This is a genomic window from Gallibacterium anatis DSM 16844 = F 149 (genome assembly GCF_000379785.1).
GTDB lineage: Bacteria > Pseudomonadota > Gammaproteobacteria > Enterobacterales > Pasteurellaceae > Gallibacterium > Gallibacterium anatis.
Genome location: NZ_KB903682.1, coordinates 56,742 through 68,846, shown reverse-complemented (window position 1 = coordinate 68,846; position 12,105 = coordinate 56,742). Strand labels below are relative to the sequence as shown.

The following is a 12,105-nucleotide window of genomic DNA, read 5'->3' as shown; positions in this document are numbered from 1 at the left end:
GCCGAATTTAGGGGAAGATCGTGTTATTCCACGATTTCTCCTAATCCGCGACGAATTCTTGGTGCAAAAAATTCATAGTCCACCAAAAAAGCATCGTGTCCAAAATCAGACCCAATTTCATCATAATGCAGATTAACACCGGCGTTTTGTAATAATTGCCGACTTTTCTGTAAATCAAACAGCTTGAAGAGTTGGTCGGTCGTTACGGCGATCAGTGTATATTGCGCTTTAATCCGCGATAATGCGGCGGAGATATTCTCATAACCGATAGAGGGATCATAGAGATCCAAAGCGCGTGTTAATTGGATATAACTATTAGCATCGAAACGTCCGAGAAATTTTTTCCCCTGATAACTTAGATAGGATTCCACTTGGAAATAATCGCCGAGCAGATCATTTTTCTGTTTTATGGCTCTGCCGAACGCTTTCGTCAATTGTGTATGGGTGCGATAGGTGAGCATTCCCAACATTCTTGCAGTGGATAAACCTTGATCAGGGTGTTTCCCCTGATAATAATGACCCTGATTGTAATTCGGATCTTGAATAATTGCTTGGCGCATTACGTGATTAAAACCGATGGCTTCGGCACTCATATAAAGGGAAGAACAGAGATTGATCACATAATCCATAAAGTCGGGATAATTAATTGCCCATTGTGTGGCTTGCATTCCGCCAAAGGAACCACCAATCACGGCGTGCAAGTGAGTAATCTGCAGTTGATCGAGCAATGCTTTTTGTAACTGCACAATATCCTGTACTGTAATTTGTGGGAAATCACCGCCATAGGGCAAATGCGTCGCCGGATTGATGCTCATCGGGCCGGTAGTCCCTTTACAGCCGCCTAAAACGTTGGAACAAATAAAGAAATATTTGTCAGTATCTAAAGCACGACCGGAACCAATAAATTCTTGCCACCAGCCTTTCTGTTTTTCATCTTCAAAATAGGGTTCCGCATCACCCGTCAAGGCGTGGCAGATCAAAACCGCATTATTTTTTTGAGCGTTTAACTTACCGTAAGTTTGATAACAAACTGTAATATTCCGTAGTGATCCGCCTAAAGTAAGCGCAAGGGGAGCATCAGTGAATAAAGTAAGTTGTTGTGCCGACATATCAATTCCTAAAACAGCGAATTATTATTATAAGAGTGTGAATAAATTAGCGATCGAGAGAGTGGTTGTCAAGAAATTTTAGCCGTCTAAACATCTAGAAAGTAAAAAGTCTAAACGTCTATTGTTGAGATAGTTTTTATCATACTGATAAATGTAGAAAAAACACTCATTTGGAGTAGGTGATGCATTAAATTTTATGATCTGTGTCATAAAACGAAAATTTTGATTAATAGATAAATTCAATTTATACCTCTTGGGTGTTAAAATTAGACCAATTTTTTAACATTTATTATTTATCATTTAGAGGTAAACATTATGGAATTTAGAATTGAACACGATACGATGGGCGAAGTAAAAGTGCCGGCGGATAAATATTGGGCGGCACAAACCGAGCGTTCACGCAACAACTTCAAAATCGGACCGGCTGCTTCAATGCCTCACGAAATTATTGAAGCTTTCGGTTATTTGAAAAAAGCGGCTGCATATGCCAACTATGATTTAGGTGTATTGCCATTAGAAAAAAGAGATTTAATTGCTCAGGCGTGCGATGAGATTCTTGCTAATAAATTAGATGATCAGTTCCCACTTGTTATTTGGCAAACCGGTTCCGGTACACAATCTAATATGAATGTGAACGAAGTGGTTGCTAATCGTGCACACGTGCTAAACGGTGGCAAATTAGGTGAAAAGAGCATTATTCACCCGAATGATGATGTGAATAAATCACAATCTTCTAATGATACTTATCCAACAGCAATGCACATTGCAGCTTACAAAAAAGTTGTTGAAACCACTATTCCGGCAGTTGAACGTCTACAAAAAACCTTTGCTGAAAAATCAGCTAAATTTGCGAATGTTGTTAAAATCGGTCGTACGCACTTAATGGATGCGACACCATTAACATTAGGTCAAGAGTTCTCTGCTTATGCGGCTCAACTTAGTTTCGGCTTAAAAGCATTAAAAAATACATTGCCTCACCTTAGCCAATTAGCATTAGGTGGTACAGCGGTTGGTACTGGCTTAAATACACCAAAAGGTTATGATGTTAAAGTAGCGGAATATATTGCGAAATTCACCGGTTTACCTTTTGTGACAGCAGAAAATAAATTTGAAGCATTGGCAACCCACGATGCGATTGTTGAAACTCACGGCGCATTGAAACAGTTAGCAATGTCACTTTTCAAAATTGCTAACGATATTCGTCTATTGGCTTCCGGCCCACGTTCAGGTATCGGTGAAATCTTGATTCCGGAAAATGAACCGGGTTCTTCTATTATGCCGGGTAAAGTAAATCCGACACAATGTGAAGCAATGACAATGGTTTGTGCGCAAGTATTGGGTAACGACACCACTATTTCTTTTGCCGCTTCACAAGGTCATTTCCAATTAAACGTATTTAAACCGGTTATGGCGTTTAATTTCTTGCAATCTGCGCAATTATTAGCAGACGCTTGTATTTCATTTGATGAGCACTGTGCGGTAGGTATTGAACCAAACTATCCACGTATTAAGATGCAGTTAGAAAATTCATTGATGTTGGTGACTGCGTTAAATACACATATCGGTTATGAAAAAGCCGCGAAAATTGCTAAAACTGCACATAAAAACGGTACAACATTGCGTGAAGAAGCGATTAATCTCGGCTTCCTTACCGCAGAGCAGTTTGATGAGTGGGTACGCCCGGAAGATATGGTCGGCAGCTTAAAATAATTGACTCATTTGCATAAAAGATAAAAAGAGTTGGTTTTTTGCCAACTCTTTTTTTGTCGAAAATTTGTAGGAAATTACTGTAATTTTGCTTTGATCAGCTGATAGAGCAACTCAATCTGCTGTTCACTGTCATTTAATGCCGGAATATATTGATATTGTTTACCGCCGGCAGCTAGAAAAATATCGCGATTTTCCACCGCAATTTCTTCTAATGTTTCCAAGCAATCAACAGCAAAACCGGGACAAATAACCGCAATTTTTTCAACACCTTGCCGGGCCAATTTTGTCAGTGTTTCATCGGTATAGGGTTGTAACCAGGGTTCTTTGCCGAAACGTGATTGGTAACTCATCGTCCACTGATTTGCATTTAAAGCCAAATTAGCTACCACTTTATCGACAGTTTGTTGGCAATGCTCGGCATAATAATCACCTAACTGCTGATAACGCTGTGGAATGCCGTGAAATGAGAACAATAAGTGAACATCAGGTTGCAAATAAGGTTGAATCGACTGACTTAGCGCAGCAATGTAATTGGGATGATCGTGATAAGAAAAAATTATCTCAAACGGCAAAATGTGTCGCTGCTGTTGCAGTGCTTGATGAAACGCATCTAAAACCGAAGCCGTTGTGGTGCTGCTGTATTGTGGATAGAGCGGCAACAAAATAATATGTTCCACCTGTTGTTGATAGAGCCGTTGCAATGCGGCATTGATGGAAGGATTGCCATAAGTCATTGCCAATTCCACTACAACATTTTGATTTTCGTTCTGAAAGCGCTGTTGTAAGGCTGATTGTTGGCGACGGCTGATTGCCAACAGCGGTGAACCTGCTGTCTGCCAAATTTGTTGATAAAGTTTGGCAACTCGAGGTGCACGTTTTGGCAGAATGATGAGATTCAATAGTGGCAGCCATTGCCAACGAGGCAGGTCAATAACGCGAGGATCAGTTAAAAACTGGCGTAAATAGCGTTTTACTGCCGGTACAGTCGGGGCATCAGGCGTACCTAAATTGACTAACAACACGCCTGTTTTGCGCTGATTTGTTTGCATATTACCTCTTGTCACGATTTATCACAGAAAGTGTTAAACGACTTTGACAACAAAGTGTTTGTTGTGAATTGGTAATATCAATTTGCCAAACTTGCAATGTTCGCCCAATGCGTAATGGTACAGCGCGCGCAGTAATACGCTCGCCCATCCGCATTGCTTTTAAATGGCTGGCATTAATTTCAACACCAACCACGGCTTTATCTTCATCACAGGCACAAAATCCGGCTAAAGAACCGACTGTTTCCGCTAACACGGCGGAAATACCGCCGTGCAGTAAACCCATCGGCTGACAATGGCGTTGATCCACTGTTAATGAGGCTTCCAACCAATTATCGCCTTGAGCCGTAAACTCAATACCAAGCTGACTGACAGCAGTATTCTGATTAATCCGATTTAAATCGTGCAATGAAAAGGATTTTCTCCAAATAGCCATTAATTTAAAATCTCCAACAATCCTTGTAATGGGTGTTTTGTTATTTGATGTTCAATACGTTTCACTTGGCTGCGGCAAGAATAGCCCGGAACCAGACAATATTGCCACGCTTTATTCTGAATTTTTTTCGCCCACGATAGCTGATAAATCTCTTTGGAGGTCTGTTCGTGAACGGTTTCGTGCCCGTAAGTTCCTGCCATACCGCAACAACCCACTTGTACAATTTCCAGTTTTTCACCAAATTTAGCAAAAATTGTCTGCCACTGTTTGCTACTGTTCGGCGATAAACTGCTCTCAGTACAGTGTGGGAAAAGGTACCACGTTGGTTTTTCGGTGCGATCATCTGAATGAATTTCTAATTGATCAATAATTTGTGAAAGCCATTCTTGAGACGTCAACACCGCAAAATTGCCGCGTTTTTCCCCTAAGATTTGCTTATATTCATCACGATAAGAAAGTACAACAGCGGCATCAACCCCGACCAATGGCACACCTAATTTTGCCACACGATTAAGCATTTCCGACTGTTTACGTGCAGTTTTACTGAATCGTGTTAAAAAACCTTTAACGTGTTGGGCTTTACCGTTAGGGCGGAACGGCAAGACGACCGCTTCAAAACCTAATTTTTTGCTTAAACGTACAAAATCCGCCACTACTTTGGCATCATAAAAAGAGGTAAACGGATCTTGAACGATAAATACCATTTTTTCACGTTGTTTTTGTGATAGCTGTTCTAGTTGCTCCAATGAGTGATCGGTGTAATGGATTTCAACCAACTGTTGTTGTAATGACGGCACAGAAAGCTGCGGCAAATCAACCATTCCAATCATTTTACGCGCGATACGTTGACTGAACGGATGCGCTGTAACAGCATTAAAAAAGGTCGGTGCTTTCGCCATTAATGGTGCGATAGTTTCAACATTTGCTACCACATAATCTTTAAGCGGACGCATATAACGTTGATGATAGAGATGTAGAAATTTCGCTTTAAATTCCGGCACATCAATTTTAATCGGACATTGGCTGGCACAAGCTTTGCAGGATAAACAAGTATCCATTGCCGCTTTGACTTCGTGAGAAAAATCATCTTGATGCTCTTTACTGAAACGATGACGAATTTTCGCAATAAAATCAGTTAATTTAATTTCACTCTTCTCAAAATTGAGTTGATCGGCGGAAACCCCGGCTTGAGCCAACAATCGCAACCATTCACGCACTAATGCGGCACGCCCTTTCGGTGAGAACACTCGGTTGCGGCTAATCTTCATTGAAGGGCACATTACGCTGTCAACATCAAAATTAAAACAAAGTCCGTTACCGTTACAATTCACTGCACTTCGGAATTGATCTTTAACTTTAACCGGAATTTGGCGATCATAGTCGGCACGCATTGGGGAGAGAACCTCAAACATTTTAGTGTCTGAATTTAACGGTTTACAAATTTTGCCCGGATTCAAGCGGTTGTCTGGATCAAATAATGTTTTTACCTGTTGTAACACCTGCCAAAGTTGTTCACCAAAGAATTTTCGACTATATTCCCCACGTACACCTTTACCGTGTTCCCCCCAAATTAAACCGCCATATTTTTGAGTAAGATCGGCAACTTGGTCTGAAATGGATTTAAATAATTTGACCTGTTCGCTGTCGCAGAGATCAAGTGCGGGCCGGACGTGTAAAACACCGGCATCAACGTGACCGAACATACCGTATTCAAGATGATGCTTATCTAGAATGGCTCTGAATTCAGTAATGTAATCGGCAAGATTTTCCGGTGGTACACAAGTATCTTCAACAAATGGAATTGGTTTGGCACGCCCTTTGGCATTGCCTAACAAGCCGACCGCTTTTTTACGCATCGCATAAATTTTTTCAATCGAAGCTAAATCACTGCAAACTTGATAGCCGATAACATCATTTTGTTGCGTAGCGATAGCCTGATCCAAGCGTTGACATAATTGTTGTACTTGTTGTTGCTGGTAATGCTCATTGTTGCCGGCATATTCGACAATATTTAAGCCTAGGATCGGCGCATTGTCTTCTTCTTTTAATAATTCAGAAACGGAATGCCAAATAATATCCTGTTTTGCTAAGTTCAAGACTTTTGAGTCAACCGTTTCCACCGAAAGCGCTTTTGCCGCAACCATTGCCGGAGCGTGCCTTAATGCTGCATCAAAGGAACGATATTTAATATTGATCAAAGTGCGATATTGAGGAATTGGCAGTAAATTGAGTTTGGCTTCACAAACAAAAGCAAGCGAGCCCTCTGAGCCGGTCAAAATTCGGCTTAAATTAAATTGAGATAGGTCATCATTAAAGACGTGTTTTAAATCATAACCGGTAATAAAACGGTTAAGCTGTGGCAAATCCGCAAGAATTTGTGGACGATATTGGCGACACAGTTGTGCAACCTGTTGGTGAATTTGCTTGCCGGTAGAAGAAAGATTTGCGGCAGCAATATTATCTTCAAACTGATCGCAATCAATGCTTTCCGTATCTAAAATATCCCCATTAATCAGCACTGAACGCAAACTTAGCACGTGATCTGACGTTTTGCCGTATTGCAATGAACCTTGCCCTGACGCATCAGTATTAATCATTCCGCCCAGTGTGGCACGATTACTGGTGGAAAGTTCCGGAGAAAAGAAAAGCCCGTGCGGTTTTAAAAAACGATTCAGTTGATCCTTAACTACGCCTGCTTGTACACGCACCCAACGTTCTTTCACATTGAGTTCCAAAATTTGATTCATATGACGAGAGAGATCAACGATGATAGTGCTGTTTAATGATTGTCCGTTAGTGCCGGTGCCGCCGCCACGCGGTGTGAATTTTAAGGTTTTAAATTGATCGCGTTGTGCAAGTTTGGTCAGGCGGACAATGTCTGCAATCTCTTTCGGAAAGAGCAGTGCTTGAGGGAGTTGTTGATAAACGCTATTATCTGTCGCCAGAGAGAGCCGATCAGCATAGTGATAAGCGATATCGCCGCTAAAGCCTTGATATTGGAGTTGTTCTAAGTATTGCTTTACTAAAGGATCAAGTTGCTGATGACTTGGTAAATAAGGGATAACCATAATTAAAACCTTGTACTATAATTGTTGTGGGTGCATTTGAAAGACAACTATACTAGCACAAAATTTTATAAAGAAGAGGTTTATCCGCAATTAGACATCGGATCGTCTAGAAAATTTTTAAAAAATCAAAAAATAATGATTGATTGGCGATTAATTAATCTTAATTTGTATTTTTTTTATGTAAAAATCAAAGAAAAGTTTGATTTTATGTTTTGCAATAGCGATAATAATCGGCACCAAATAAATGAGTTGGATCTCATTTATTTAGGGGCTGGATTGAATTTACTGTTATTGGAAGTAAATGACGATCCAAATAATCCAAATATAGATGAATAAATTCAAGAGGATTTTATAATGAAAAAGACTGCAATCGCATTAGCAATTTCAGGATTAGCATTCGTATCAGTAGCACAAGCAGCTCCTCAAGCAAACACTTTCTACGCTGGTGCGAAAGCTGGTTGGGCATCATTCCACAATGATGTAAATCAATTTGATAATATCTATGGTCAAGATGCTTATAGTACTTTTGACCAAGATGATAAATATGGCGTTCATCGTAACTCTGTAACTTACGGTGTATTCGGTGGTTATCAAATCACTGATAACTTCGCTGTTGAAGCCGGCTATGACTTCTATGGTCAATTAAAAATGCACGCTGGTGATACTGAACGTTCTCGTCACACTGCTCACGGTTTAAATCTTAGCTTAAAAGCAAGCTATCCGGTAGCTTATGTTGACGGTTTAGATGTTTACGGTCGTTTAGGTGCAGCATTAATCCGTTCTGATTACACAACACATGTAAACGGTGAAAAAGTAGGTTCTGATCATAAATTAAAAGTATCTCCTGTATTTGCAGCCGGTGTTGAATATGCAATTCTTCCTGAATTGGCAGCACGTTTAGAATATCAATGGATTGCTAAAGTAGGTAAAGTAGATCAATTCGCAGATGACTATTCTTACAGCCCAAGCATCGGTTCTGTATCTTTAGGTCTTTCTTACCGTTTCGGTCAATCAGCAGCACCTGCGCCGGTTGTTGAAGTTGTTAACAAAAAATTCGCATTAAGCTCTGATGTATTGTTCGCATTCGGTAAAGCAAACTTAAAACCTGAAGCAGCACAATCATTAGATAATTTACAACAAGAAATCTCTAAAGTTGGTTCATTATCTTCTGTTGAAGTTGCAGGTTACACAGACCGTATCGGTTCTGACAAATATAACCAAAAACTTTCACAAGAACGTGCTAACACAGTAGCTAACTACTTAGTTTCTAAATCAATCTCTCCAGATGTGATCAAAGCAGTTGGTTACGGTGAAGCTAACCCAGTAACTGGCAACACTTGTGACGCAGTTAAAGGTCGTAAAGCATTAATCGCTTGCTTAGCACCAGACCGTCGTGTTGAAGTTTCTGTAAGTGGTCAACACCAACAAACAATCGAACAATAATTTCATTATTGTTTCTTGATTCTGATGAAAATCCCGGCTTGCCGGGATTTTCTTTTTAGCACTTTATCAACGCATTACCCTCGCCTTTTTTCTGCTCCATTTGATAGCAATAGCTCAAAAAATTTTTAGCTTTTAAAATAAATCTACAAAATATTGTGTTAGCTCAATTTTTCGGAAAAACAACTTTATTATAATTTTCAGCGGTTTTTTGATAAAAGGAATAAATAATGAGTTGTTTTTTTGTAACGGGTACGGATACAAATGTCGGTAAAACGGTGGTGAGCCGTGCTATTATCCAAGCGCTGCAAGCCCAAGGGGTGCATATTGTCGGTTTTAAACCGATAGCCTGTGGGGAAGAGGATAGTATTTATACTGAAAATCGTATTGATGATCTTAAACAACAAACAGAAGATAATAAAGATGTTAAGACATTATTGGACAGCACAAATGAGGCGGTAACCTATCAAGATATCAATAGCTATACTTTTACTGAGTGCAGTTTGCCGGTATTAGCAGCACTGGATGAAATTGATAATATTGAAGTGAAAAAAATAGATAAAGATCTTGCCAAATTGACTTCACGTTATCAATCAGTATTGGTTGAAGGCACTTATGGTTGGCTTACTCCGATTAATAAAGAGATGACATTTGATCGTTGGGTAAAAGAACACAAAATGCCGGTGGTGTTGGTGGTTGGTATTAAAGAGGGCTGCGTCAATCACGCATTATTAACAGCACAATCTATAATTACTTCTGGTGTGCCGCTATTAGGTTGGGTGGCAAATCGTATTAACCCTTGTTTGCGTCATTATGCTGAAATCATCAAATTATTACACGAAGTGATTGATGCACCATTGTTGGGCGAAATTCCCTATATTCATCGCCCAGAACAGCAGCAATTAGGGCATTTTATTACTAATCTTGATCGTCTAACTTGTTTACAAACTGAACTTTGCAAATAAAAAAACGGCTAGATTATGATCTGCACCTCAGAAGTTGGACTTATTATCCAACACAGAGGTGCAGATTTTTTATTCTATTTTACAATTTCATAGCAAGGCACATAGGCTTCCGCACTTGGTAATTTCATACGATGCTGAGCAATAAAATCTTTTAACAGATTTTCCATATTTTCCAATACCATCGTATCGCCGTGCAGTTTAAAGACACCATACTTCGCAATTTCATCTTTGGTGTTTGGCTTAATATTACCGGCAACAATACCGGAAAAAGCCCGTCTTAGATTAGAAACTAAATTCATTAATGGCTGATCTAAATGAAGATTAAGCGTTGCCATTGATTTGTGATCCGGTTCAAACGGTGCTTGTAGAATAGGATCAATTTTTAGTGTCCAGTTAAAGCTGTAAGCATCTCCTTTTTCAAAACGTTGTTGCTTAATTTTATCCATTGCCAGTTTCGCGTGGCGAGCGACTGCAACCGGATCATCAATGATAATTTCATACTGTTTACGCGCCTCTTCACCCAATACTTTGCTGACAAAACGGTCAATCGTGGCAAAATAATCGGCGCAAGAAGATGGCCCGGTTAAAATCAGTGGGATCGTTTGATTGCGATTGTCAGGATGCAGTTTAATACCGAGCAAGAATAAAAACTCTTCAAATGTACCCGGACCGCCGGGAAAAATAAGAAAAGTGTGTCCTAATCGAGTAAAGGCTTCCAGACGTTTTTCAATATCCGGCATAATGATTAGCTCATTTACAATCGGGTTTGGCGGCTCGGAAGCGATAATTGAAGGTTCGGTAATACCAATAAAACGGCTGTCTTTAAAACGTTGATTTGCGTGTCCGATAGCGGCACCTTTCATCGGCGCTTCCATTACACCCGGGCCGCAACCGGTCACAATATTTAATTCCCGATAGCCCAATTCCAAGCCAACGGCACGGCAATATTGGTATTCGCTTTCATTAATGGAGTGTCCGCCCCAGCACACAACCAGATTCGGATCTTCACCGATACGCAGCGCTTTGGCATTGCGTAGGATAGAAAACACTTGATTGGTAATACGTGCACTAATATCGGCTTGGGTTAAATGATTGCCGAGAAAGCGATCTTGATTGATTTGTGCAAAGATAATATCGCGTAACACCGCAAACAGATGATATTGGATATTACGAATAATTTTATCATCAACGAATGCGCTTTCCGGCGGATTAAGCAATTCTAACGCAATGCCGCGTTCACGAGTCAGCAGGTTGATGGCGAAATCAGGATATTTCCCTAGCAGCGCACGGCTGTCATCAGTGATAGCACCGGAGTTTAATACTGCTAAAGAGCAGTTGCGATAAAGTGGATAGAGATCGCCTTCAGCGCCTTGTTTTAACCGGGCAACTTCCAAATGAGAGAGCTGATCCATACTGCCACGAGGGTTAATGTAATAAATGCTCATATTTCTCCTTATTATTGTTATTGGCGAGCCAAACGAAGATTGGCAGGAATGTGTTCAAAGTTAGAGCGGAACGGATTGATGTCTAAACCGCCACGACGAGTATAACGCGCATACACTGTCAATTTTTCCGGTTTGGCATAATGCATTAAATCGCAAAAAATACGCTCCACACACTGTTCGTGAAACTCGTTATGCTGGCGGAAAGAGATCAAATAGCGTAGCAGTTTTTCTTGATTAATCGCACGTCCAATATAGTGAATTTGAACGCTGCCCCAATCAGGCTGTTGTGTGATTAAACAGTTGGATTTCAGCAAATGGCTGACTAACGTTTGTTCTACTTTTTCGCTGTGATCATCAACGCAGTTTTGCAATAAATCGGCATTAAATTGGTAATTATCGATCACAATATCCTGCTGATCGATACAAATTCCCGTAAAATGGGCAATCTGTTGCTGTTGGTAATATTGCAAATCGTGCAGTGTCACTTTAACTTTACCGTTGGCACATTGCTGTAAATCCTGCTGAATTGTGGTTTCAACCTGTTGTTTTTCGGCAAAATGTGTCTGATTGAAGCTGTTGAGATAGAGTTTAAAACTTTTTGACTCAATCAAATTTTCGCTGTTGCAATCCAATACCACATCAGCAATCGCCACTTGCGGCACGCCATTTTTATTCAGCCACGAAATTTCATAAAGTGTCCAAATATCAGCACCTTGCGTAAAAGGTTGCTGTGACAAAATACCGAGCTGCTCACGGTTTAATTTACGTGGCACAGCTTGCAGCAGTGCTGGCTGGTAATGTGTAGCGTATGCTATTTTTTTCCCTAAAGTCAGTTGAGTCAGACTTTCGTCCTGATAATCTATCATATGTAATCCTTTGATTTTGT

At 40.2% G+C, this 12,105-nt stretch carries 10 protein-coding genes; 4 read left to right on the top strand and 6 right to left on the bottom strand.

The features are described 5' to 3' along the window. Positions 1-23 precede the first annotated feature (23 nt). Complete coding sequence (gene metX / locus A3EO_RS0103725; protein ID WP_018346066.1) at positions 24-1,109, bottom strand: homoserine O-acetyltransferase MetX; 1,086 nt, start codon at positions 1,107-1,109, stop codon at positions 24-26. 315 nt (positions 1,110-1,424) lie between these two features. On the opposite strand from metX, the gene fumC reads away from it, so the two are divergent. Next, on the top strand, positions 1,425-2,819 hold the full coding sequence (gene fumC / locus A3EO_RS0103720; protein ID WP_018346065.1) for a class II fumarate hydratase: 1,395 nt from the start codon (positions 1,425-1,427) through the stop codon (positions 2,817-2,819). A gap of 74 nt (positions 2,820-2,893) precedes the next feature. Here the strand turns inward: fumC and hemH are convergent, their stop codons facing one another. From hemH to ydiJ, 3 genes are read right to left on the bottom strand one after another with little or no spacing between them, the layout of a single operon-like run. After that, positions 2,894-3,868, bottom strand: coding sequence for a ferrochelatase (hemH, locus tag A3EO_RS0103715; protein ID WP_018346064.1), 975 nt, complete (start codon positions 3,866-3,868; stop codon positions 2,894-2,896). Position 3,869: 1 nt separating this feature from the next. Next, complete coding sequence (locus A3EO_RS0103710) at positions 3,870-4,301, bottom strand: PaaI family thioesterase (RefSeq protein ID WP_018346063.1); 432 nt, start codon at positions 4,299-4,301, stop codon at positions 3,870-3,872. Further along, positions 4,301-7,369, bottom strand: coding sequence for a D-2-hydroxyglutarate dehydrogenase YdiJ (ydiJ, locus tag A3EO_RS0103705; protein WP_018346062.1), 3,069 nt, complete (start codon positions 7,367-7,369; stop codon positions 4,301-4,303). The genes A3EO_RS0103710 and ydiJ overlap by 1 nt, the downstream gene beginning before the upstream one ends. A gap of 30 nt (positions 7,370-7,399) precedes the next feature. On the opposite strand from ydiJ, the gene A3EO_RS0103700 reads away from it, so the two are divergent. From A3EO_RS0103700 to bioD, 3 genes are all read left to right on the top strand, one after another. Then, positions 7,400-7,705: a hypothetical protein gene (locus A3EO_RS0103700; RefSeq protein ID WP_407919718.1), complete on the top strand. Its 306-nt coding sequence runs from the start codon at positions 7,400-7,402 to the stop codon at positions 7,703-7,705. A gap of 18 nt (positions 7,706-7,723) precedes the next feature. Then, positions 7,724-8,812: a porin OmpA gene (gene ompA / locus A3EO_RS0103695; protein WP_018346060.1), complete on the top strand. Its 1,089-nt coding sequence runs from the start codon at positions 7,724-7,726 to the stop codon at positions 8,810-8,812. A gap of 227 nt (positions 8,813-9,039) precedes the next feature. Beyond that, a complete protein-coding gene (gene bioD / locus A3EO_RS0103690; protein ID WP_013744893.1) occupies positions 9,040-9,774 on the top strand; it encodes a dethiobiotin synthase in 735 nt (244 codons plus the stop codon). A 74-nt stretch (positions 9,775-9,848) separates the two neighbouring features. Here the strand turns inward: bioD and ppnN are convergent, their stop codons facing one another. Together ppnN and queF are read right to left on the bottom strand one after the other, a co-directional pair. Next, positions 9,849-11,219: a nucleotide 5'-monophosphate nucleosidase PpnN gene (ppnN, locus tag A3EO_RS0103685; protein ID WP_018346059.1), complete on the bottom strand. Its 1,371-nt coding sequence runs from the start codon at positions 11,217-11,219 to the stop codon at positions 9,849-9,851. Between the two features lie 17 nt (positions 11,220-11,236). Then, complete coding sequence (queF, locus tag A3EO_RS0103680) at positions 11,237-12,082, bottom strand: NADPH-dependent 7-cyano-7-deazaguanine reductase QueF (protein ID WP_026210987.1); 846 nt, start codon at positions 12,080-12,082, stop codon at positions 11,237-11,239. Positions 12,083-12,105: the final 23 nt, after the last annotated feature.